At 68.5% G+C, this 22026-nt stretch carries 23 protein-coding genes; 19 read left to right on the forward strand and 4 right to left on the reverse strand.

The annotated features are described in order from the left end of the window. Positions 1-29 precede the first annotated feature (29 nt). Both ASC59_RS01450 and ASC59_RS01455 read right to left on the reverse strand, forming a co-directional pair. Positions 30-1025: a ketopantoate reductase family protein gene (locus ASC59_RS01450; RefSeq protein WP_055817700.1), complete on the reverse strand. Its 996-nt coding sequence runs from the start codon at positions 1023-1025 to the stop codon at positions 30-32. Next, positions 1022-2491 (reverse strand): MFS transporter, encoded by a 1470-nt coding sequence (locus ASC59_RS01455; protein ID WP_055817702.1) that lies wholly within the window; start codon positions 2489-2491, stop codon positions 1022-1024. The genes ASC59_RS01450 and ASC59_RS01455 overlap by 4 nt, the downstream gene beginning before the upstream one ends. A 94-nt stretch (positions 2492-2585) precedes the next feature. Between ASC59_RS01455 and ASC59_RS01460 the strand changes: the two genes are divergently transcribed. The 5 genes from ASC59_RS01460 to ASC59_RS01480 are packed head-to-tail and all read left to right on the forward strand — an operon-like array spanning position 2586 to position 6023. After that, positions 2586-3233, forward strand: coding sequence for a TetR/AcrR family transcriptional regulator (locus ASC59_RS01460; protein WP_055817704.1), 648 nt, complete (start codon positions 2586-2588; stop codon positions 3231-3233). After that, positions 3230-4162, forward strand: coding sequence for a tRNA pseudouridine(55) synthase TruB (gene truB / locus ASC59_RS01465; protein WP_055817705.1), 933 nt, complete (start codon positions 3230-3232; stop codon positions 4160-4162). Before ASC59_RS01460 ends, truB begins: the two co-directional genes overlap by 4 nt. Next, positions 4159-4527, forward strand: coding sequence for a hypothetical protein (locus ASC59_RS01470; RefSeq protein ID WP_055817707.1), 369 nt, complete (start codon positions 4159-4161; stop codon positions 4525-4527). The genes truB and ASC59_RS01470 overlap by 4 nt, the downstream gene beginning before the upstream one ends. Before the next feature lie 27 nt (positions 4528-4554). After that, positions 4555-5097, forward strand: a complete 543-nt coding sequence (locus tag ASC59_RS01475) for a hypothetical protein (RefSeq protein WP_055817709.1) — start codon at positions 4555-4557, stop codon at positions 5095-5097. Next, positions 5094-6023: a bifunctional riboflavin kinase/FAD synthetase gene (locus tag ASC59_RS01480; RefSeq protein WP_055817712.1), complete on the forward strand. Its 930-nt coding sequence runs from the start codon at positions 5094-5096 to the stop codon at positions 6021-6023. Before ASC59_RS01475 ends, ASC59_RS01480 begins: the two co-directional genes overlap by 4 nt. Positions 6024-6056: 33 nt before the next feature. Here the strand turns inward: ASC59_RS01480 and ASC59_RS01485 are convergent, their stop codons facing one another. Then, positions 6057-6755 (reverse strand): maleylpyruvate isomerase N-terminal domain-containing protein, encoded by a 699-nt coding sequence (locus ASC59_RS01485; protein ID WP_055817714.1) that lies wholly within the window; start codon positions 6753-6755, stop codon positions 6057-6059. 23 nt (positions 6756-6778) lie between these two features. On the opposite strand from ASC59_RS01485, the gene ASC59_RS01490 reads away from it, so the two are divergent. From ASC59_RS01490 to ASC59_RS01530, 9 genes are all read left to right on the forward strand, one after another. Continuing rightward, positions 6779-8011 carry an MFS transporter gene (locus ASC59_RS01490; protein ID WP_055817716.1) on the forward strand — a complete coding sequence of 411 codons (1233 nt, stop codon included), beginning with the start codon at positions 6779-6781 and terminating at the stop codon, positions 8009-8011. 142 nt (positions 8012-8153) lie between these two features. After that, positions 8154-9101: a sugar-binding transcriptional regulator gene (locus ASC59_RS01495; protein ID WP_055817718.1), complete on the forward strand. Its 948-nt coding sequence runs from the start codon at positions 8154-8156 to the stop codon at positions 9099-9101. A gap of 76 nt (positions 9102-9177) precedes the next feature. Further along, positions 9178-10182 (forward strand): deoxyribose-phosphate aldolase, encoded by a 1005-nt coding sequence (gene deoC / locus ASC59_RS01500; protein WP_055817719.1) that lies wholly within the window; start codon positions 9178-9180, stop codon positions 10180-10182. A gap of 10 nt (positions 10183-10192) precedes the next feature. After that, on the forward strand, positions 10193-11743 hold the full coding sequence (locus ASC59_RS01505) for an aldehyde dehydrogenase family protein (protein WP_082513327.1): 1551 nt from the start codon (positions 10193-10195) through the stop codon (positions 11741-11743). Beyond that, entirely contained in the window at positions 11740-12600 is an 861-nt protein-coding gene (locus tag ASC59_RS01510) for an aldehyde dehydrogenase family protein (protein WP_055817721.1), read from the forward strand. Before ASC59_RS01505 ends, ASC59_RS01510 begins: the two co-directional genes overlap by 4 nt. A gap of 77 nt (positions 12601-12677) precedes the next feature. After that, the gene (locus ASC59_RS01515) at positions 12678-12911 is read left to right on the forward strand and encodes a hypothetical protein (protein ID WP_055817723.1); all 234 of its coding nucleotides are present in this window, start codon (positions 12678-12680) and stop codon (positions 12909-12911) included. Beyond that, complete coding sequence (locus tag ASC59_RS01520; RefSeq protein WP_055817725.1) at positions 12908-14401, forward strand: SDR family oxidoreductase; 1494 nt, start codon at positions 12908-12910, stop codon at positions 14399-14401. The genes ASC59_RS01515 and ASC59_RS01520 overlap by 4 nt, the downstream gene beginning before the upstream one ends. Next, positions 14398-14934 (forward strand): SRPBCC family protein, encoded by a 537-nt coding sequence (locus tag ASC59_RS01525; RefSeq protein ID WP_055817727.1) that lies wholly within the window; start codon positions 14398-14400, stop codon positions 14932-14934. Before ASC59_RS01520 ends, ASC59_RS01525 begins: the two co-directional genes overlap by 4 nt. A gap of 132 nt (positions 14935-15066) precedes the next feature. Next, positions 15067-15981 (forward strand): glycerophosphodiester phosphodiesterase, encoded by a 915-nt coding sequence (locus tag ASC59_RS01530; RefSeq protein WP_235492679.1) that lies wholly within the window; start codon positions 15067-15069, stop codon positions 15979-15981. 30 nt (positions 15982-16011) lie between these two features. On the opposite strand, the gene ASC59_RS01535 is transcribed toward ASC59_RS01530, so the two are convergent. Then, positions 16012-16347 carry a metal-sensitive transcriptional regulator gene (locus tag ASC59_RS01535; RefSeq protein ID WP_082513328.1) on the reverse strand — a complete coding sequence of 112 codons (336 nt, stop codon included), beginning with the start codon at positions 16345-16347 and terminating at the stop codon, positions 16012-16014. A gap of 265 nt (positions 16348-16612) precedes the next feature. Between ASC59_RS01535 and ASC59_RS01540 the strand changes: the two genes are divergently transcribed. The 5 genes from ASC59_RS01540 (at position 16613) to ASC59_RS01560 (ending at position 22024) form a co-directional block, all read left to right on the forward strand. Then, positions 16613-18739 carry a DEAD/DEAH box helicase gene (locus tag ASC59_RS01540; protein ID WP_055817732.1) on the forward strand — a complete coding sequence of 709 codons (2127 nt, stop codon included), beginning with the start codon at positions 16613-16615 and terminating at the stop codon, positions 18737-18739. A gap of 103 nt (positions 18740-18842) precedes the next feature. Next, positions 18843-19874, forward strand: a complete 1032-nt coding sequence (locus tag ASC59_RS01545) for a 6-phosphofructokinase (protein WP_055817734.1) — start codon at positions 18843-18845, stop codon at positions 19872-19874. A gap of 28 nt (positions 19875-19902) precedes the next feature. Continuing rightward, the gene (locus ASC59_RS01550; RefSeq protein ID WP_055817736.1) at positions 19903-20376 is read left to right on the forward strand and encodes an 8-oxo-dGTP diphosphatase; all 474 of its coding nucleotides are present in this window, start codon (positions 19903-19905) and stop codon (positions 20374-20376) included. 137 nt (positions 20377-20513) lie between these two features. After that, on the forward strand, positions 20514-21695 hold the full coding sequence (locus ASC59_RS01555; RefSeq protein WP_055817738.1) for an inorganic phosphate transporter: 1182 nt from the start codon (positions 20514-20516) through the stop codon (positions 21693-21695). Next, positions 21692-22024 (forward strand): hypothetical protein, encoded by a 333-nt coding sequence (locus tag ASC59_RS01560; RefSeq protein WP_055817740.1) that lies wholly within the window; start codon positions 21692-21694, stop codon positions 22022-22024. Before ASC59_RS01555 ends, ASC59_RS01560 begins: the two co-directional genes overlap by 4 nt. Positions 22025-22026: the final 2 nt, after the last annotated feature.

Here is a 22026-nt window from a genome sequence, read left to right on the forward strand (position 1 = left end):
ACGAAGTCGGACGCGTATCGAGATCACCGTCACACGACGATCCGCCGCAGCACCTCATCCCGCCCGATCGAGGCGCCGGATGCCTCGACCTCGTGCACCATCTTCACGATGGCGGCATTCACCGGCGCCGTCGTGCCTGCGGCATCAGCCTCGCGCACGATGGCGCCGTTGAGGAAGTCGATCTCCGTGCGCTGGCCGCGACGCAGGCTCTGCAGCGTCGAGCCGAGGTTCGGCACCGATCCCATGCGCACGCCCATCGAGCGCGGCAGGGCCTGCCCGAGCGACAGCGGCAGTCGGGAGAAGAACCGCAGGCTCCCGTCACTGAGACCCTGCAGCGACCCGAACCTGATGCCGCGTGCCATGCCCGTGCGCACGGCCTCGCGCATGCTCGCGGTGAGAACGCGTCGCAGCGCCCTGTCGGCGATGATCGCCTGCACGCTGAGACCCGTGATGGCGGGCAGCCCGTTCAGCATGTTGACGACGAGCTTCGTCCATTGCGACCCCACGAAGTCGTCGACCGCGACGACGGGAACGGCTTCGGAGAGCACGCCGGCCCACCGTGTGGACGCCTGATCGGCCGGCCCTGATCCGCGCCCGAGGTACGTGGCGGCCCGCGTGGTGACCCGCACGACGCCGGGCTCCGTGTAATTGGCCGCGATGATCGACAGCGCCCCGAAGCAGTCGGAATCGGGGAGCAGCTCGGCGGCGATGCCCACTCCGTCGAGACCGTTCTGCACGACGATCACCGGTGAGCCGTTCACGACGGCGGCGTTCGCCTCGATGGCGGCCTCGGCGTCCTGCGCCTTGGTGCAGACGAGCACGAGGTCGAACCTGCCGGAGAGCAGGGGTGCGGCATCCGGATGCCCGTGTCCATCGCCGAAACCACCCGAGAGCCTGATCCCCCCGGCCTGGACGGCGGCGAGGCCGGACCCGCGGGCTGTCACCTGGATCTGGTGGCCGGCCCGCTCGAGCAGCACCGCGAAGGTGCCTCCGAGCGCGCCGGCCCCGATGATCCCGATTCTCATGCCTTCGAGGTTACGGCCTCCCGGATGACCGGCTGGAACGCCTCATCGCTTCCTGACGACTCCACGCCGGATGCCGCCTGAGCACCGCGCCCCGCCGGGAGGAAGAGTGCCGCGACCACGGCGAGCAGCAGCACGGCGGCGCCGGTGAACACCGCCGGGATGGCCGCGTCGACGTAGCCCGTCGGGGTGAGTTCGCCGCCTGCCCCCACGAACACGGCGGTCAGCACGGCCACCCCGAGGGCGATGCCCACCTCGCGCAGGGTCGAGTTCGTTCCGGACGCCTTGGCCGTGTCGGCCTCGGGCATCGATGCCAGCACGGCTGTTGCGCTCGGGGCGAAGACGAGGCCCATTCCCACACCGGCCACGATGAACGGCGCCACGAGTGTGGCGTACGTCACGTCGGCCGACAGGGTGAGCCCGAGCCAGGTGAGGGCGATCGCCTCGAAGGAGAGGCCGGCCACGATCAGGGCGCGGGTGCCGATCCGGGCCGAGAACAGGCCGGCGAGGGGCGCGATCACCATGGGAGCGAGGGTCCACGGCATGGTCTTGACGGCCGCGGCCAGGGGCGAGTCCCCCTGAACGATCTGCAGGAACTGGATCAGGATGAAGATGCTGCCGAACATGCCGAAGCTGAAGGCGAAGCCCACGATGTTCGCCACCGAGAAGCTGCGGTCGCGGAAGAGCCGTAGCGGCAACAGGGGAGCTGTCGTCCGCGACTCCCAGTACAGGAAGGCGGCGAGCAGAGCCGTACCGAGGGCGAGGGCGGCGAGCACCTCGGCGCTGTCCCAGCCGGCGTCGTTGCCGCGCACGATGCCGAAGACGATGCCCAGCACCCCGAGGCCGGCGAGGAGCACGCCGACGACGTCGATGCGCAGGCGCGCGCCCAGGGTGTTCGGCAGGGCGAGCAGCGCGAGGGGGACCGCGACGATGCCGATCGGGATGTTCAGCCAGAAGATGGCCTCCCAGTTCCATCCCTCGATGACGGCGCCGCCGACAAGCGGGCCCGTGGCCACGCCCAGTCCGGCGACACCGCCCCAGATGCCGATGGCGGCGGGGCGCAGTCTGGCGGGAACCGAGCCGGCGAGCAGGGTGAGGGAGAGCGGCATGATCCCCGCGGCGCCGAAGCCCTGGACTGCGCGGGCGGCGATGAGCTGCCACGGCTCGGTGCTCAGGGCGGCCATCACGCTGGCGAGGGTGAAGATGACGATTCCGGCGACGAACACAGTGCGCCGGCCGATGCGATCACCGAGGGCGGCTGCCGCCAGGATGAACGTCGCGAAGGCGAGGGTGAACGCGTTCACGAACCACTGCAACTCCTCGATGGACGCATCGAGGTCGAGGCGGATGGCCGGCAGGGCGTTGGTGATGACGAGGTTGTCGAGGGTGGCCATGAACATGGGCAGACTGGCCGCGACGATGGCGAGCCAGGTCGGCACACGCCGGGCGGTTGCGGAGAGCGAAGACATCGGGAGTGTTCCTTCGAGCAGGGGATGGTCTCTCATGAGGTAATCGGATGATTACAAGATGGAACATTAGTTATCGCCTGATAACATGTCAAGCATGATCCGCTCAGCTCCGTCGTCAAGCGACGATCGCTCGCCGGCCGGCCGCATCCCGGCCGCCGAACGGCGGGAACTCATCCTGAACGCGGCGACGAACGTGTTCGGAGAGCTCGGCTACGCGGGCGCGACGACCGACCAGGTCGCCAGGGCCGCCGGCATCAGCCAGCCCTACGTCGTGCGCATGTTCGGCAGCAAGGAGAACCTCTTCGTCGAGGTGTTGGAGCGCACGAGCGACCGCATCCTCGAGGTGTTCCGCGCGGCGATGGCGGCTTCCGATGACCCGCGTCCCGTCGAAGCCCGGATCGGCGCAGCGTATGTGGACCTCATCGAGGACCGCGGCATCATGCTCTCCCTCATGCAGGGATTCATGCTCGGCTCCGATCCGCGTATCGGGCCCGTCGCTCGCGCGGGGTTCATGCGCATCTACAGTGCCCTGCGCGACGAGGGAGGCTTCGACCCCGTGCAGATCCGCGAGTTCCTGGCCAATGGGATGCTCATCAACACCCTCCTCGCCACGGGGCTCACCGAGAGCCTCGACGAGGACGCCGACGCGATCGAGCTCCTCGCCTGCACCTTCGGCGACAAGCTCGCCGTCGTGCGCGACGGGCTGGCGGGCACCTCCGCGCTGATACCCTCGAAGGCGTGACTTCCAGCGGCATCCTGCTCCTCGACAAGCCGCAGGGCTGGACCAGCCACGACGCCGTCGCCCGCACGCGGCGCCTCGCGGGCACGCGCAAAGTCGGGCATGCCGGCACCCTGGACCCGATGGCGACAGGACTGCTGATCCTCGGCATCGAGAGCTCGACCCGGCTGCTCACCTACATCGTCGGCGTCGACAAGGAGTACACCGCCACCATCAGGCTGGGATCGTCGACCACGACGGATGACGCCGAAGGCCAGGAGCTCGGTCAGGCCAGGGCTGAGGCCGTGAACGCCGTCACGGCCGACGACATCCGCCGGGTCATGGGCATCCTCACCGGCGACATCGAGCAGGTTCCGAGCGCCGTCAGCGCCATCAAGGTCGACGGCAAGCGCGCCTACGCCAGGGTGCGTGCCGGCGAGACCGTCGACCTGAAGGCGCGTCCGGTCACGGTCTCCGCGTTCGACCTGCTCTCCACGACACCCGTCGACGGCTATCTCGATCTCGAGGTGCGCGTCGAGTGCTCCTCCGGAACGTACATCCGCGCTCTCGCCCGTGACCTCGGCATGGGGCTCGGCATCGGCGGCCACCTCACCGCTCTCAGGCGCATTAGAGTCGGTCCGTTCCATGTTGAGGATGCCGGAGAGCTCGAGACCGTCGACGTCGCGTCGGCTCTCATCCCGCCCGCCGACGCGGCACGGCAGCTGTTCCCGGTGCTGGAGCTCACCGAGCAGCAGTCCATCGACCTGGGTCACGGCAAGCGCGTGACACCGGACGAGGGTGCCGCACCGGCATCCGGCACCCTCGCCGCCATCGCTCCCAACGGCCGGCTCGTCGGACTCGTCGAGTTCCGTGGTGCCTCGTACAAGAGCGTGGTCAACTTCCCGATGGATGCCTCCGCGCCGACGGATGCCGCCGCAACGGACCCTTCGTGATTGCCTGGTTCGCCGGCGTGCAGATCGCCGTCGCCGTGGTCGGTGCCCTGCTCGCCATCGTGCTCGGGCTCGTCGGGCGCAAGCCCAGCGACCTGACGATGGCCCCCCTCGCCATCGTCGAGCTGCTGCTCATCGTCCAGATCGCCGTCTCGATCGTGGCGCCGCTGGTCGGCAACGAGCCGAGCGGGAGCCTGCTCGAGTACTGGGTCTACCTCATCTCTGCGGCCCTGCTGCCGATCGCCGGCGGGTTCTGGGCCCTCATCGAACGCTCGCGGTGGAGCACTGTCGTCATCGGCGTCGTCTGCCTGGCGGTGGCCGTGATGGTCTACCGCATGACCCAGATCTGGTTCGTGCAGGGTCTGTAGTCTTCGCTTGCAATAATTGGAGGCGACATGCCAGACACGATCGCCCCGCGCAGCGCGGATGCCAGCACCCAGCCAACGCCTCGGATGAGCGGGGTCGGCCGCGTGCTCGTCGCCGTCTACGGCATCCTGGCGCTCGCCGCCACGGGACGAACGCTCGTGCAGATCATCGAGCGCTTCGATGAGGCCCCCGTCGCGTTCACTCTCTCGGGCCTGTCCGCGGTCGTCTACATCGTCGCGACGATCGCCCTGATCGCGCCCGGACGCGCCTGGTACCGCGTCGCGTGGATCACCATCACCTTCGAACTCGTCGGCGTCCTGGTCGTCGGGGCCATCACGCTCCTGGCTCCGGACCTGCTCGGCACCGGCACGGGGAACCCCTTCGGGCGCACCTCGACGGTGTGGACCCTGTTCGGCGCCGGATATCTCTTCATCCCGCTCGTCCTTCCCGTGCTCGGCCTCTGGTGGCTCGCCAGGCACCGCCCCGTCGCGCAGCCGGCGCAGGCGGAGCCGTCGACCGTCGGAGCCTCGGGAACCCAGCCCGGCCCCGGGCCATCGGGAGCCGCAGCGTGATCGTGTACGACGGCCTCGAAGCCGTCCCTGCCGACCGGCCGGCATCCGTCGTCACCATTGGCAAGTTCGACGGGGTGCACGCCGGTCACCGCGCCGTCATCGACCGCCTCCGCGCGACGGCCGACGCCGATGGGCTCGCCGCGGTCGTCGTCACCTTCGACCGCAACCCGCTCGCCCTGCTGAACCCCGAGAAGTGCCCGGCCTCCCTCGTCAGCACCGAGCAGAAGCTCGAACTGCTGGGGGAGACGGGTGTCGACGCGACGTTGCTGGTCGCCTTCGACGAGGCTTTCGCCGCCCAGAGCCCCGAGGAGTTCGTGCGCCGGGTGCTGGTCGATGGCCTCGGAGCCCGCCGTGTGCTCGTCGGCAGCGACTTCAGGTTCGGCGCCAAGGGTGCCGGCGACGTCGCTCTGCTTCGCGAACTGGGGGCGGCATCCGGATTCACGGTCGACGTCATCGACGACGTGCGGCCCGACGGCGAGCACCGCGTCTCGTCGACCTGGATCCGCAGCCTGTTGGACGAGGGCGATGTCGCGGCAGCGACGACTCTTCTCGGCCATGTGCCGTCCGTGCGCGGTGTCGTCGTGCACGGCGCAGCCCGCGGCCGTGAGCTCGGCTTCCCGACGGCCAATCTGTCGCCGGAATCTGAGGGCCTGATTCCGGCCGACGGCGTCTACGCCGGCCACCTGGTCGACGACGGGGTGCGCTATCCGGCCGCCATCTCGGTGGGAAACAACCCGACCTTCGAGGGAGTGCCGCACAAGCAGGTCGAGGCCTACGTGATCGACGAGGACATCGACCTCTACGACCACGTCGTGACGGTCGAGTTCGCGCACCGCATCAGGGGCATGTGGGCCTTCACCGGCATCGACGCCCTCATCGAGAAGATCCAGTCCGACGTCGACGCGGCCCGCGAGCTGCTGGCCTGACCTGCGCCACGGCCGACCCGACCGGCGTCGGAGTCAGTCCCCGGCGCCGGAGTCTCCGATGTCGCCGGAACGGCCTGAACCCGGTGCCCTGTCACTGCGCTCGTAGAGGAATAGCAGGATGGCCTCGGCCGTGTCGCTCATGGCCGGTCCGCGGCCGAAGCTCCACTCGGCGTCGGTCGCCGTGAGGGAACGGTCTCGGATCACGGCCTTGATCTCGGTAGGGCCGTTGAGGGCTCGTCGCAGGGCGACGGCTCCGGATGCCGCCGGGCGAATGCTCAGCACGGCTCCGAGCGGCTTGGAGATGTCGAGGCCGCCGACGACGGCGATCGCGAGCTCGCGGATGCTCGTGCGCCCCACGTCCGCTCGCTTGTCGGCGGCGATGGCGCGCAGAGCCGCGATGAGCTCGTCGGGGGGCAGGTCGGCGCCGCGGCGAGCGAAAGACTCAGAGACCCGACGCTGGCTGAAGCCGTTCTCGACGAGGGCCAGCGACGTGGCACGCACCAGCTCGCCGGTCGGAACGGCGAGCCGCCACGAGAGGTAGCCGGCGACGTCGCGCACGCTCCACCCCTGGTGCAGGCTCGGCGTGTCGAGCGCTGCCGGCGACTGCACCGCGAGGAGGTCGGAGACGGCTTCCAGAACAGCGGCGATGTCGGCGCCCCAGTGGCTCGAGACACCGGTCTCGTCCTGGGGTGGCCGGGCACTGAGCGGGAGGTACCGTGCGAAGTCCGCCATGTCGGCAAGCCTAGACTGGATCGGTGACGACGACCCAGCAGCGACCGCTCTGGGCCGGCCGCACCCTCGCCCTGCTCGGCATCTTCCTGGTGGCCCTCGACCTGCGCACGGCGGTGGCTGCGCTCTCGCCCATCGTCGACGAGATCAGCGCTGAACTGGCACTCACCCCCACCATCATCGGCGTGCTCGGGATGCTTCCCCCGGTGTGCTTCGCCGTCTTCGGCATCCTCTCGCCGGCATTCACCCGACGCTTCGGCCTCGAGCCCGTGCTCATCGCCGCGATCATCGCGATGGTCGTCGGCCACCTCGCCCGCGGCTTCGCGCCGAACGCGGTGCTCCTGCTCGTCGGCAGCGCGATCACCTTCGCCGGGCTCGGCGTCGGGAACGTGCTGCTGCCACCGCTGGTCAAGAAGTACTTCCCCGACAGGGTCGGACTGGTCACCTCCGTCTACGTGACGCTGCTCAGCTTCAGCACCTTCATCCCGGCGCTCGTCGCGGTGCCCGTCGCGGACTCGGCCGGCTGGCGGGTCTCGCTCGGAATGTGGGCGGTCTTCGCGTTCGCCGCCCTCATCCCCTGGGTGGCCCTCGTGATCAGGCACCGCGCGGCTTCTGCCGACCCGCAGCCCGAGCACGCCGAACCCGCTCTCATGGGTCGGGTCTGGCACTCGTCGATCGCGTGGGCGCTCGCCGTGGTCTTCGCCGTGTCGTCGCTGAACGCCTACGCGATGTTCGCCTGGCTGCCGAGTCTGCTGGCCGACACGGCAGGCACCACCCCGACCCAGGCCGGCGCCCTGCTCTCGCTGTTTGCGGCCATGGGACTGCCGGCCGGACTTCTCATCCCGTGGCTGGCATCGCGGATGCGGAACGTGGGCATCCTCGTCTACGCCGGTGTCGTGTTCTTCCTCGTCGGCTACCTCGGGCTGCTCCTCATCCCGGCCACGGCGACGTGGCTCTGGGTCGCCTTCGCCGGCGCCGGTCCGCTCCTGTTCCCGCTCGCTCTCGTCCTCATCAACCTGCGCACCAGGACTCACGCCGGATCGGTCGCCCTGAGCGGGTTCGTGCAGGGCATCGGCTACACGATCGGCGCCATCGGCCCGCTGGTGGTGGGCATCCTGCACGAGACCAGCGGTGGCTGGGCGGTGCCGTTGGTGTTCCTCATGGTGACGGCCGTCGCCGGCGCCTTCGCCGGCGTCGTCGTCGCACGCCCGCACCTCCTCGAGGACGCGCACGAGCGTCGCAACCCTTCTCGCCGGTAGAGCCAGCCCGGCTCCTCGAGCGCCACTGTGTCGTTTTCGCGCGCACACGCTGCTCATATGAGCAAACATGCCTACGAGTGTTGAAACGCGCACGCACCGTGCCTACGCTGGAGGAACGGCAACGCAGTGCAGGAGGTGGCCGATGATCGAGTCCGACGAACTGCTCAGCATCCGTGCGGCCGAGTTGTACTACGAAGAGGACAAGACCCAGGACGAGATCGGGTCGATCCTCCGCCTCACCCGCTGGAAGGTGGGTCGCCTCCTCGCGCAGGCGAAGGCCAACGGCTTCATCCGCATCGAGATCGTGCATCCGCGCGCCCGTCGTCTTCCCATCGAGCGTCGGCTCCGTGAGGAGCGCGGACTGAAGGACGCCATCGTGGTCTCGACGGCCGGCATCACCGGCGAGGAGGAGCTGCAGGCGCGCACCGCGCAGGCCGCCGCCGACTATCTCGCCTCCATCCGTCCCATCCCGCGCACCCTCGGCATCTCATGGGGCCGCACCCTGTACGAGGTGTCCGAGCACCTCAAGGACGGCTGGTCGACCGGCGTCAACGTCGTGCAGATCAACGGCGGCGTCAGCCTGAACCGCCGAGCGGGCACCGCCGCGACCACGGCGGTCACCATCGCCCAGAAGGCCGGCGGCCAAGCCACCCTGCTGCCGAGCCCGGCCATCCTCGAGCGCCTCGAGACCAAGCTCGCCATCGAGGGCGACCGCGCGGTCTCGGCCGTGCTCGAGATGGCGACGAGCGCCAACGCCTACCTCTACTCCGCCGGCACGGCCGACGAGCACTCCGTGCTGGTCGACAGCGGATACCTCACCGTCGACGACGTGCACGAGCTCGTGCGCAAGGGTGCCGTCGGAGACGTGGTCGGCCGCTACATCGACGCCGACGGCAACATCGTCGACCCCACCCTCGATGCACGCACCGTCGGCCTGTCGCACGACAGGCTCCGCGCATCCGACCGCAGCATCGCGGTGATCGCCGGAGGCGGCAAGCACGCCGTCGCCAACGCGGTGGTGCGCAGCGGCCTCTGCACCGTGCTCGTGACAGACGAGGCCACCGCCCTCAGCCTGCTCGACGAGTACTGATCCCACCGCACCCAGCTCACGCCGCACGCAGAGCACCGACGCAGAACGCACAGAAGCACAACGAGCAAGGAACACCATGACCGGAACTCAGATCGTCCAGAGGGAGCAGGCGCTCGCCGTGATCGGCGGCGAGGCCACCGACGCCAACCTGCGCCGCTTCCTGCACGGAATCCCGGGGGTCGACGCCGTCGGCCTCGAACAGCGCGCAGCCGGCCTCGGCACCCGCTCCATCAAGACGACGTCGAAGAAGTGGGCGCTCGACAAGATCATCGAGCTCATCGACCTCACCACCCTCGAGGGTGCCGACACCCGCGGCAAGGTGCGCTCGCTCGTCGCGAAGGCGCTCACTCCCGACCCCAGCGACCTGAGCACCCCGCGCGTCGCCGCGGTCTGCGTCTACGGCGACATGGTTCCCCACGCCGTCGAGGCCCTCGGTTCGGTGCACGGCGACCCGGATGCCGGCGGCATCTCGGTCGCCGCCGTCGCCACGGCGTTCCCCAGCGGACGGTCCTCCCGCTCGATCAAGCTCGAGGACACCGCCGACGCCGTTGCAGCCGGTGCGGACGAGATCGACATGGTCATCGACCGCGGCGCGTTCCTCATGGGCCACTACGGCGAGGTCCACGACGAGATCGTGGCCGTGAAGGAGGCCTGCCGCCGTGCGGACGGGAGCTACGCCCACCTCAAGGTCATCCTCGAGACGGGTGAGCTCAACACATACGACAACGTGCGCAGGGCATCCTGGCTCGCCATCCTGGCCGGCGGCGACTTCATCAAGACGTCCACAGGCAAGGTGGCCCCGGCCGCGACCCTTCCCGTGACGCTCTCGATGCTCGAGGTCGTGCGGGACTGGCACAAGCTCACCGGCCAGAAGATCGGTGTGAAGCCGGCCGGCGGCATCCGCACCTCCAAGGACGCGATCAAGTACCTCGTGACAGTGGCCGAGACCGTCGGGGAGGAGTGGCTGACGCCGCACCTGTTCCGCTTCGGTGCGTCGAGCCTGCTCAACGACGTGCTGCTGCAGCGCCAGAAGATGACGACAGGGCACTACTCGGGCCCCGACTACGTGACGATCGATTAAGGCAACCGACATGACATTCCTCGACTACGCCCCGGCGCCGGAATCCCGCGCCGTCCTCAACCTCCGCAGCGACTACGGCCTGTTCATCGACGGTGAGTGGCGTGCCGGAAACGGAACACCGTTCCAGACCATCTCGCCGGCGACGGAAGAGCACATCGCCACCATCGCGACAGCGTCGGAGGGCGATGTCGATACGGCCGTCGCCGCGGCGCGCCGTGCCCACTCCCGTGTGTGGTCCCGCATGTCGGGCAGCGATCGGGGCAAGTACCTGTTTCGCATCGCCCGCCTCGTTCAGGAACGTGCTCGCGAGCTCGCCGTCGCCGAGTCGCTCGACAACGGCAAGCCGATCAAGGAAAGCCGCGACGTCGACGTGCCCCTGGTGGCCGCCTGGTTCTTCTACTACGCCGGCTGGGCCGACAAGCTCGATCACGCCGGTCTCGGAGCCAACCCCGCGTCGCTCGGCGTCGCAGCGCAGGTCATCCCGTGGAACTTCCCGCTGCTCATGCTCGCGTGGAAGATCGCCCCGGCGCTGGCAGCGGGCAACACCGTCGTGTTGAAGCCGGCCGAGACCACGCCGCTCACGGCACTGCTGTTCGCGGAGATCGTGCAGCAGGCGGACCTGCCGCCAGGAGTCGTCAACATCATCACCGGGGCCGGAGACACCGGCGCCGCGCTGGTTGCTCATCCCGATGTCGACAAGGTCGCCTTCACGGGCTCCACCGCCGTCGGCCGTGCCATCGCCAAGCAGGTGGCCGGAACGTCCAAGAAGCTCACCCTCGAGCTCGGCGGCAAGGCTGCGAACATCGTGTTCGACGACGCCCCCATCGACCAGGCCGTCGAGGGCATCGTCAACGGCATCTTCTTCAACCAGGGCCACGTGTGCTGTGCCGGCAGTCGCCTGCTCGTGCAGGAGTCGATCCACGACGAGGTCGTCGACCGCCTCAAGGACCGCCTCTCCACCCTGCGCCTCGGGGATCCGCTCGACAAGAACACCGACATCGGTGCCATCAACTCGCGCGAGCAGCTGGACCGCATCCGCGAGCTCAGCGACATCGGCGTCGAAGAGGGCGCCGAGCGCTGGCAGGCGGACTGCGCCATCCCCGAGAACGGATTCTGGTACGCGCCGACGATCTTCACCAACGTCTCGACGAGCCACCGCATCGCCAGGGATGAGATCTTCGGACCGGTGCTCTCCGTGCTCACGTTCCGCACTCCGGCCGAGGCCATCGCCAAGGCCAACAACACGCCCTACGGCCTCTCAGCCGGAATCTGGAGCGACAAGGGCAGCCGCATCCTCGCCGTGGCAGACAAGCTGCGCGCCGGCGTGGTGTGGGCCAACACATTCAACCGGTTCGATCCGGCGTCGCCGTTCGGTGGTTACAAGGAGTCCGGCTACGGCCGCGAGGGCGGTCGCCACGGCCTCGCCGCCTACCTGAAGCCCGCGTCGTCCACCGCCGCCGTCGGCCGCGTATCGATAACCGCTGACCATGATGATCTCGATACGCGGGCGGCTTCGCCGCGCGCTACTCGATCGACGAAGACCAAGGGAGCCGCGAAATGACCCGCCTCGCCGTGCCGAAGACCTACAAGCTCTACATCGGCGGCAAGTTCCCCCGCAGCGAGTCCGGTCGTGTCTACGAGATCGTCGGCGCCAAGGGCGCCTTCCTCGCGAATGCGGCCCAGGCCTCGCGCAAGGACGCCCGCGACGCCGTCGTGGCCGCCCGAGCCGCCGTCGGCGGCTGGTCGGGGCAGACGGCATACAACCGCGGTCAGGTGCTCTACCGCATCGCCGAGCTCCTCGAGGGGCGCCGTGCCCAGTTCATCGCCGAGATCGTCGACGCCGAGGGTGTCACGACCGCGGCGGCGACCACCCAGGTCGACACCGCGATCGACCGCTGGGTCTGGTACGCGGGCTGGGCCGACAAGTACGCCCAGGTGGCGGGGAACGGCAATCCCGTCGCCGGTCCGTACTTCAACATCTCCGTTCCCGAGCCCACGGGCGTCGTGGCGATCATCGCGCCGCAGGACTCATCGCTGCTCGGCCTGGTCTCGGCCATCGCTCCGGCCCTCGTCGCCGGCAACACCGTGGTCGTCGTCGCCAGCGAGAAGCTGCCGCTCTCGGCCATCAGCCTGTCGGAGGTGCTCGCCACCAGCGACGTGCCCGGGGGAGTGGTGAACATCCTCACCGGTTCGCCTGCTGAGATCGCACCGTGGCTCGCCAGCCATGCCGACGTCAACGCCATAGACCTCGTCGGAGCCGGCGAGCTCGAGTGGATCGACCTGCAGATCTCGGCCGCGGACACGCTGAAGCGCGTGTTCCAGCCCGAGAACGGTCCCGACGCCGCCGCTCCGTCTCTGGAGCGCATCACGGCGTTCACCGAGACGAAGACCGTGTGGCACACGAAGGGTCTGATCTAGCACCGGCGCCGCCGCCGAAACGCGCCGCACCCCCGAACGGGGTTCATGTTCTCAGGATCTGCGCTTAAGCTCGAGACATGTCCAACGGAGGAACTGATGCCCGCGGTCGCCTCGAGAGCGACCCGTTCGACTATCGCGTCACGAGCGGCGGCCAGGTGCTGGTCGCCCGCGGAGGCCGCACGGTGCTCACGGTGAGCGGAGCATCGGCGGCGCGACTCGTCACGACGCTGGCGTCGGCAGACGAACGCTCGACGCAGCTGTTGCTGGCCAAGGCGACGGGCAACTACAAGCGCGGCAACGAGCGCCGGTGACGCCGGCAGGGCTGGCCGTCGTCACGGGCGCGACCGGCTACATCGGCGGTCGTCTCGTGCCGCGCCTGCTCGCCGCCGGCTTCAGGGTGCGTGTCGTCGTGCGCAACCCCGATCGGCTCTCCGACGTCCCGTGGTTCGAGCAGGTCGAGATCGTCACCGGCGACCTCACAGATGCCGCGACGGCGCGCGCTGCATCCGAGGGCGCCGACGTGCTCTACTACCTGGTCCACTCGATGGGTGGAGGGGGCGGCGACTTCGAGGCGCGGGAGCGTGCCATCGCCACGACCCTGGCCGATGCCGCCTTCGCGGCCGGAGTGGGGCGCATCGTGTACCTCGGCGGCCTGCACCCCGACGGCGTTCCCCTGTCGAAGCACCTGCGGTCACGGGTCGAGGTCGGGCGCATCCTCATCGGCTCTGGCGTGCCGTCGATCGTGCTGCAGGCCGGCGTCGTGATCGGTTCCGGCTCGACCTCCTTCGAGATGATCCGTCACCTCACCGAGGTGCTGCCGTACATGCCGGCGCCGAAATGGGTGCGCAACTTCATCCAGCCGATCGCCGTCCGCGATGTGCTGCACTACCTGGTCGAGGCGGCCTCGGTCGATGCGCGCGTCAACCGCACCTTCGACATCGGCGGACCCGACGTTCTGCGCTACGGCCAGATGATGAACGGATACGCTCTCGAGGCCGGCCTGCACCAGCGGCCGATCGCGGCGCTTCCCGTTCTCACGCCCTGGCTGGCCTCGCAGTGGGTCAATCTGGTCACGCCCATCCCGCGTTCGCTCGCCGTGCCCATCATCGAGTCATTGCAGGTGGACTGCGTCGTGCGCGAACACGACATCGACGCCGTCATCCCGCCTCCCGCCGAGGGTCTGACCGGCTACAGGCGTGCCGTTCGCCTTGCTCTGCAGCGAGAACGCGACGGCGATGTCGAGACCAGCTGGCGCGATTCGGCGGTGGAGGGTGCACCGAGTGATCCTCTGCCCAGCGACCCCGACTGGGCTGGCACCCTGGTCTACACGGATGTGCGCGAGAGGCGTACCGCCGCAGCGCCGCAGGACCTGTGGAAGGTCATCGAGGGGGTCGGTGGCAAGAACGGTTGGTACTCGTTCCCGCTCGCGTGGGCGGTGCGCGGCTGGATGGACTGGATCGTCGGGGGAGTGGGCCTGCGCCGCGGACGCCGCGATGCCGGCACCTTGAACACCGGCGACGCCCTCGACTTCTGGCGGGTGGAACGGATCGACCGTGGTCGCCTGCTGCGTCTGCGCGCCGAGATGCGTCTGCCGGGTCGGGCCTGGCTCGAGATGTCGGCAGAACCCACGGATGACGGCGGATCGATCTACCGCCAACGGGCGATCTACTTCCCGAAGGGCCTGACAGGGCGGCTCTACTGGTGGGCGGTCTGGCCATTCCACGGGGTCATCTTCGCCGGAATGACCAACCGCATCACGGAGGCGGCCCTCGGACCGAGATCGGAGCGGAGACCCGCATGAGTTCACATCACCCCGACGGCGGCGCGTCGCACCTGGGATCGGTCGAGTGCATCGACGAGGACTGGCGCATGATGTTCGTTCGCGACTACGGCCATCCCGTCGACGCGGTCTGGGCGATGCTCACGCAGCCCGCGCTCACCCGTCTCTGGTGGGCCGACTCGAAGATCGAGCCGAGAGTGGGCGGGCGATTCGATCTCCGCTGGCTCAACTCTCCCGAGGCCGGCGTGTGGTGGGAGGGAGCCGTGACGGTCTGGGAACCGGAGAGGGTCCTCGAGTTCACGAACTCCGAGCACGGACTCCTGCGGTGGGAGCTCGAGGCGACGGATGCCGGAACCCGACTGACGTTCATCGACCTGATCCGCCCCGCCGAGGAGCGATTCGTCGCCATGTCGCTCGCGGGCTGGCACCTGCACCTCGACCATCTCGCCGAGGCCCTCGACGGCATCGGGCAGGACTGGGACGCGTGGCAGGAGCGCTGGTTGCCCACCTGGCAGGACCGTCACGCGGAGTACATCGCTCTCGTCACGCGTTGATTCGAGACCCCCGAAGTGGGGCGCGGACTGCCTGAGCGGCGGGTAACGAAACGGTAACGGATGGGTTAGGGTCGATCCACCTGCACGGCGCAACGACGCGCTCGGCAGCCGGAAGGACCCGATCCGTTGACCGTGCACCCCCGCCGCGACCCGAACGCGCGTCGCGGAATCCGCTCTGCCGCCCACTGGTTCCGACTACTCTCCATCTCCGCCGTCCTGGGGCTCGCGCTGGTCGTCGCCGTCGTTCCCTCGGTGAGCGGCGTCTATGCCGCCGACGTCTTCGGCGGCCTGCGGGCGCCGGGACAGGCCGCCTTCATCGCCGGCCACAGGGGAGATCGCTCCGTCGCGCCCGAGAACACCATGCCGGCCTTCGAAGCCGCGTTCGCCAACCCGGCGCTGGCCTTCGTCGAGACCGATGTGCAGCTCACGAGCGACGGCGTGCCCGTCCTTTTCCACGACACGACGCTCGAGCGCGTGACCGGGAAGAAGGGCGGAGTCGGCGATCACACCCTCAAGGAACTGCGCAGGATGGATGCCGGATCGTTCTTCGCCCGCGAGTACGCCGGCACCCGCATCCCGACACTGGCGACCTTCCTCGACGGCCTCGCGAAGACGGAGAAGTCGGCGTTGATCGAACTGAAGGCGATCTGGAGCGCCGACGAGGTGCGTACGGTGATCGACCTGATCGACAGCCGGCCGTTGACCGGGCGCATCATGCTCGAGTCGTTCAGCCTCGAGACGCTGGCGAACATCCAGGTCGTCGCGCCCCAGTACCCTCGCCTGATGCTGGCTCGGGAACTTCCGGCCGATCCCGTGCCGATGGCCAGGAAGTTCGGGGTGTTGGCCATCGCAACGACGGCGAAGTCCGTCGCAGCACAGCCGGAAGCCGTGAGACGTATGCACGGCGCCGACCTCGGAGTGCTCTGCTACACGCTGAACTCCGACGACACCTGGGCGGAGGTCAGCGCCCTCGGCGTCGACGGAATCATCACCGACGTGCCGAGCGAGCTCGACGCCTGGTTCGCCTCGACCGCGCGCGGCACCTGATCGCGGCGACGCCCACCACGGGCCAGGTGATCAGGGCGCCGAGGAGGCTTCGACCGCAGCCGCGGCCGCGTCCGCCGGAGACTCCGTCGTCGCCGACCGGGCCTGCAGCTCGAAGATCGAGAGCAGCTCGCCGACGGCCGCCTCGCGCTGGTCTCCTCCGGCGTCGAACATGTCGGTGACGTGCGTGCGCAGATGGTTCTCGACGATGAGCTTGTTGAGCGACCCGAGGGACTTCTGGATCGAGAGCGACAGCGTGAGGATGTCGACGCAGTAGTCCTCGTTCTCGATCATCTTCTCGAGTCCGCGCAGCTGGCCCTCGAGGATGCGGGTTCGATGCAGGGCGCGCTTCTTGATGTCGTCGATCACCCGATCAGGGTACTTCCTGAATCGTTCGGCCCGGCCCCTCCGATCTTCGACGGGCACCCGACCGGCGACGCGCGGCATCCGCGATGCCCATGCCTGCGCGGATCGGCGTAGAATGGGCGCGCGTCGACGAACCCCGTCACCGTCTCGACCGCGTATCAGCGCGTTGCTTGAGTCCGGGTTCCTCACGCAGGCGTTCCGCAGCCGGCAGCCAACTCTCTCGAGCAGGCGGGCCCGACGGCGAGAACCTGACACCACGGAAGGACACATGCCCGATCAGCGAACGACGCGCACCCGAACGAGGTCGCGCGACGACGACGCCCCGATCATCCCGATCCTCGCCCGCAAGGTGCGCGAGGTCGAGGCGAAGGCGCAGGGCGGCAAGCTCGGACCGACGAACCGCACCAAGTACCAGGTGATCGCGCTGCTCATGCGCGAGGAGCGGGCCAGGGTCAAGGCCGACAAGGAACTCAACGAGACGGCCAGGGCCGAACTTCTGAAGCGGCTCGACGGCATCGCCCAGATCCTCGCGAAGACCGCGGCGCGCGACACCAGCCTGATCACGCTGCTGGAACCGGATGCCGGCGTCTCGACGGTCGCGCAGCGCTTCCGTCGTGACTGGCTGCTCGAGTCCGGCGCCGAGCTCAGCCCCGACGAGCTCATCATCACCCGAGAGGCCGAGGTCAAGCCGGTTCCCGCGGCCAACCAGGTCATCCCGCAGTCGGTGAAGGCCCGTCAGCTCGCCAATCCGTTCCTCGCACCCGACTTCTCGCGCCAGACCGCCCCAGCCGTTCCCGTGCGGCGCCTCGCCAACTGGGAACTCCTCGGGCCGCTGTTCAAGTCGTTCGAATACGGCTCCGGCGGCCAGGCAGCGACGATGTCACTGCCCGAGGCGCCGAAGATCGATCGCTTGTCGCCGCGCGGCATGGAGATCATGAAGCACCAGGCACGCTTCGTCGAGAGCGTGCGTCAGGGTCACCGCACCTTCCTGCTCGCCGATGAGCCCGGACTCGGCAAGACGGCGCAGAGCGTGCTCGCGGCATCCGTCGCCGACGCCTACCCGCTGCTCGCCGTCGTGCCCAACGTCGTGAAGATGAACTGGGCACGTGAGGTGGAGCGCTGGACGCCGCACCGCCGAGCCACCGTCATCCACGGAGACGGCCAGACCCTCGACGCCTTCGCAGACGTCGTCGTGGTCAACTACGACGTGCTCGACCGCCACATGGCGTGGCTCACAACCCTCGGCTTCAAGGGCATGGTCGTCGACGAGGCCCACTTCATCAAGAACCTGCAGTCGCAGCGCTCCAAGAACGTGCTGGCGCTCGCTCAGCACATCCGCCAGAAGGCGCCGGGCGGAGAGGCCCTCCTGCTCGCCCTGACGGGCACGCCCCTCATCAACGACGTCGACGACTTCCGTGCCATCTGGCAGTTCCTCGGGTGGATCGACGGCGACAAGCCGGCCCCCAAGCTCATGCAGAAGCTCGAGGAGACCGGGCTGACCCCTGCCGACTTCGGGTTCTACGCGGATGCCCGTGCCGCAGTGATCGACATGGGCATCGTGCGCCGTCGCAAGGTCGACGTCGCTGCCGACCTGCCCGCGAAGCGCATCGCCGATCTGCCGGTCGAACTCGACGACGACCTGGGTCGGAGCATCCGCCAGGCGGAACGCGAACTCGGCTACCGACTCCGCGACAGGTTCGATGCCCTGCTCCGCACGCGCGAGCTCACACGCGGCCAGCTCGACGACGACCAGTACGACTCCTTCGTACGGGCCGTCGCCACCGCTGAGCTCGAGGAGTCGAAGTCGGCCAAGAACGGCGAGAACGTCTTCACGATGGTGCGCAAGATCGGCCAGGCCAAGGCCGCCCTCGCGGCGGACTACGCGGCCCAGCTCGCGCGCTCCGTCGGCAAGGTGGTCTTCTTCGCGAAGCACATCGACGTCATGGACACAGCAGAGGACATCCTCGCTAAGGCGGACCTCAAGACCGTGTCCCTGCGGGGAGACCAGTCCGCGCTGGCCCGTCAGGCTGCGATCGACGCGTTCAACAACGACCCCGAGGTGGCTGTCGCCGTCTGCTCGCTCACGGCGGCCGGTGTCGGCGTCAACCTGCAGGCGGCGTCGAACGTCGTGCTCGCCGAGCTCAGCTGGACGGCAGCCGAGCAGACCCAGGCGATCGACCGCGTGCACCGCATCGGCCAGGACGAGCCCGTCACGGCGTGGCGCATCATCGCAGCGCACACGATCGACTCCAAGATCGCCGAGCTCATCGATGCCAAGCAGGGCCTCGCTGCTCGAGCGCTCGACGGGTCCGATCAGGAGATCGTGAGCGCGGATTCCGTGCAGCTCGACGCCCTGCAGCACCTGCTGCGCCAGGCGCTCGACGGCACCCTGTAGGTTTCGCGCTGCATACGACCGCACAGATAGACTCCGGAGCGATCATCCTCGCCCCGAAGAAGTGGCGTCCTGTCACTTTTGATTCAAGGAGCCTCAGAGAGCTATGAAGATCGGGATTCTGACGAGCGGGGGCGACTGCCCCGGCCTGAACGCCGTCATCCGTGGTGCCGTGCTGCGGGGAGTCATCTCGCACGAGGCCGAGTTCGTCGGCTTCCGTTGGGGCTGGCGTGGCGTCGTCCAGGGCGACATCGTCCCGCTTCCCCGCCAGGAGGTGCGTGGTCTCTCCCGCCAGGGAGGAACCATCCTCCACTCCTCGCGCACGAACCCCTTCGAGGGCGATGGCGGCGGCCCGGAGAACATCCAGCGCATGCTCGATGCCAACGGCATCGACGCCATCATCGCGATCGGCGGAGAGGGCACTCTCACCGCGGCCCGCCGCCTCGTCGACGAGGGCGGCATCAAGGTGGTCGGTGTGCCCAAGACCATCGACAACGACCTCGCGTCCACCGACTACTCCTTCGGCTTCGACACGGCTGTCGAGATCGCCACCGAGGCCATCGACCGCCTGCGCACCACCGCCGACTCGCACGGTCGCTGCATGATCGTCGAGGTGATGGGCCGGCACGTGGGCTGGATCGCCCTGCACTCGGGCATGGCGGGCGGCGCCCACGCCATCCTGGTGCCCGAGCAGCCGCAGTCCATCGAGCAGATCTGCGAGTGGGTCGAGAGCGTGCGCGATCGCGGACGCGCTCCCGTCATCGTCGTTGCCGAGGGTTTCCGCCTCAGCGATATGGACTCCCAGCACTCGCACAAGGGCCTCGACGCGTTCAACCGTCCGCGTCTGGGCGGCATCGCCGAGATCCTCGCGCCGATGATCGAGGAGCGCACGGGCATCGAGTCGCGGGCCACGGTGCTCGGCCACATCCAGCGCGGCGGCGCTCCCTCGGCCTACGATCGCGTCCTCGCGACTCGCCTCGGCATGGCGGCCGTTGATGCCGTCCACGACGAGGCCTGGGGCGAGATGGTGACGCTGCGCGGCACCGACATCGCACGGGTCTCGATCCGCGAGGCGACTGGTGCCCTCAACGTCGTCCCGCCGTCGCGGTACGACGAGGCCGCAGTGCTCTTCGGCTGATCCGGCCGATCGACTGATTCGACTCAGAGTGCCGCTTCCCCAGGTCTGCGTCTGCTACCTCCTGCGCACCGACGCCGACGGCGTCACGCGTGTTCTGCTCGGGCGCAAGAAGCTCGGACTCGGCGAGGGGAAGTACGTCGGTCCCGGCGGCAAGCTGGAACCGGGGGAGACCCCGGCCGAGGCCATCGCCCGGGAGGTCCTCGAGGAGGTCGGACTCGTCGTCGACCCTCGTTCGCTGGAGGAGCGGGGTCTGCTCAGCTATCACTTCCCGCACCGGAAGGCGTGGAGCCAGGAGTCGACGGTCTTCGTCTGTCGATCGTGGTCCGGGGAGCCGACCGAATCCGACGAGCTCGATCCGGAATGGTTCGCTCTCGATGCCGTTCCGCTCCATCTGATGTGGGACGACGCGCGCTTCTGGCTGCCGGCCGTGCTCGCAGGGGGATCCGTGCGCCGCAGCTTCACGTTCGGTTCTGACCTGTCCTCCGTCGTCGCCGAGAGCTGACGGTCCCTCAGGTTGACCTCGGCGCGCGAGGATGCGAGCATCGTCGTGGGTATCGCGCTCATGATTCGACAACAACCGCGAAGCGGTGAACCTCCGGTGAAGTCTTCATCGGGCCTCCCCCTGAAAGAAAGACGCCGGTGGATCTCACCCTGATCGTCGTGCTGGTCATCGTGCTGGCGCTGTTCTTCGATTTCACCAACGGATTCCACGACACCGCGAATGCGATGGCGACTCCGATCGCCACCGGTGCCATGAAGCCGAAGGTCGCCGTGACTCTCGCGGCGATCCTCAACCTGGTCGGTGCCTTCCTCTCGACGGCCGTTGCCCTCACCATCTCGGGCGGCATCATCAAAGAGGGATCCGACGGTGTGCTCATCACGCCGGAGCTGATCTTCGCGGGCCTCATCGGAGCCATCGTGTGGAACATGGCGACGTGGCTCTTCGGTCTGCCGTCGAGCTCGAGTCATGCCCTGTTCGGCGGTCTCATCGGAGCCGCGATCGTCGGAGCCTGGAGCCTCGACCCGGTGGACTGGATCGTGCTGCTCGACAAGGTGATCATCCCCGCGGTGCTGGCACCAGTGATCGCCGGACTGGTCGCGTACACCGCCACCAAGCTCGCCTACCTCATCACGCGCCGCTACGACTCCCGGCCCGACGGGCGAGACGGCTTCAGGTACGGCCAGATCTTCTCCAGTTCGCTGGTCGCTCTGGCCCACGGCACCAACGACGCCCAGAAGACCATGGGCATCATCACCCTCACGCTCATCGCCGCCGGCATCCAGACCGACACCGGCGTGATCGAGCCGTGGGTCATCATCTCGTGCGGCCTCGCCATCGCCCTCGGTACCTATATGGGCGGATGGCGCATCATCAAGACCCTCGGCACGGGCCTCACCGATGTGAAGCCGGCGCAGGGCTTCGCCGCCGAGACCAGCACGGCGACGACCATCCTCGCGTCGACGCACCTCGGCTTCGCGCTCTCGACCACCCAGGTGGCATCAGGATCCGTGATCGGCTCCGGACTGGGTCGCAGAGGCTCCACCGTGCGCTGGGCGACAGCCGGACGCATCGGCATCGGCTGGCTGCTGACGCTCCCGTCGGCGGCCGTCGTCGGCGGCATCGCCGCAGCCATCACCAAGCTCGGCACCATCGGCATCGTGATCGACACCGTCGTCGGCGTCATGGTCATCCTCGGGATCTTCTGGCAGTCGCGCCGGAACGCCGTCACCGCGAGCAACGTCACCAGCGAGGTCGCTGCGTCGGGTGAGGCCGTCAAGATCAAACGCAACCCCAAGCCGATCAAGAAGGTGTCCCTGTGATCGACTGGTCTGCATTCCTCCTCGTCGCCGTGGCCTCCCTGGTCGTGACGGCCATCGTCGTGAGCGCGTACTCGTTCGGTCTCCGCCTTCTCGCGGCATCAGGCCGTGCGCCGCTGGTCGAACCCGCATCCTTCACCGATGCGATCACCGTGATCACCCCGGAGGAGGCGAAGGCGGCGGCCAAGCGCCAGAAGAAGGCGGCGAAGAAGAACCCGCTGTCCGACGCCCAGAAGCGTCTGGCACTGTGGGCCGCCTATGGGTGCTTCTCGATCGCCGGTCTCGCGGTGCTGTACGGCATCTACCTGATCATCCCGTACTTCCACCACTGAGA

The organism is Leifsonia sp. Root1293, assembly GCF_001425325.1.
Classification (GTDB): Bacteria; Actinomycetota; Actinomycetes; order Actinomycetales; family Microbacteriaceae; genus Orlajensenia.

Bases quoted from the DNA above. Each gene is read 5' to 3' on its own strand.
- ASC59_RS01485 (WP_055817714.1), bottom strand. From the start codon at position 6,755: ATGGCGGACTTCGCACGGTACCTCCCGCTCAGTGCCCGGCCACCCCAG.
- ASC59_RS01515 (WP_055817723.1), top strand. From the start codon at position 12,678: ATGTCCAACGGAGGAACTGATGCCCGCGGTCGCCTCGAGAGCGACCCG.
- ASC59_RS01455 (WP_055817702.1), bottom strand. From the start codon at position 2,491: ATGTCTTCGCTCTCCGCAACCGCCCGGCGTGTGCCGACCTGGCTCGCC.
- ASC59_RS01505 (WP_082513327.1), top strand. From the start codon at position 10,193: ATGACATTCCTCGACTACGCCCCGGCGCCGGAATCCCGCGCCGTCCTC.
- ASC59_RS01540 (WP_055817732.1), top strand. From the start codon at position 16,613: ATGCCCGATCAGCGAACGACGCGCACCCGAACGAGGTCGCGCGACGAC.
- ASC59_RS01495 (WP_055817718.1), top strand. From the start codon at position 8,154: ATGATCGAGTCCGACGAACTGCTCAGCATCCGTGCGGCCGAGTTGTAC.
- ASC59_RS01475 (WP_055817709.1), top strand. From the start codon at position 4,555: ATGCCAGACACGATCGCCCCGCGCAGCGCGGATGCCAGCACCCAGCCA.
- ASC59_RS01510 (WP_055817721.1), top strand. From the start codon at position 11,740: ATGACCCGCCTCGCCGTGCCGAAGACCTACAAGCTCTACATCGGCGGC.
- ASC59_RS01460 (WP_055817704.1), top strand. From the start codon at position 2,586: ATGATCCGCTCAGCTCCGTCGTCAAGCGACGATCGCTCGCCGGCCGGC.
- ASC59_RS01525 (WP_055817727.1), top strand. From the start codon at position 14,398: ATGAGTTCACATCACCCCGACGGCGGCGCGTCGCACCTGGGATCGGTC.
- deoC (WP_055817719.1), top strand. From the start codon at position 9,178: ATGACCGGAACTCAGATCGTCCAGAGGGAGCAGGCGCTCGCCGTGATC.
- ASC59_RS01450 (WP_055817700.1), bottom strand. From the start codon at position 1,025: ATGAGAATCGGGATCATCGGGGCCGGCGCGCTCGGAGGCACCTTCGCG.
- ASC59_RS01545 (WP_055817734.1), top strand. From the start codon at position 18,843: ATGAAGATCGGGATTCTGACGAGCGGGGGCGACTGCCCCGGCCTGAAC.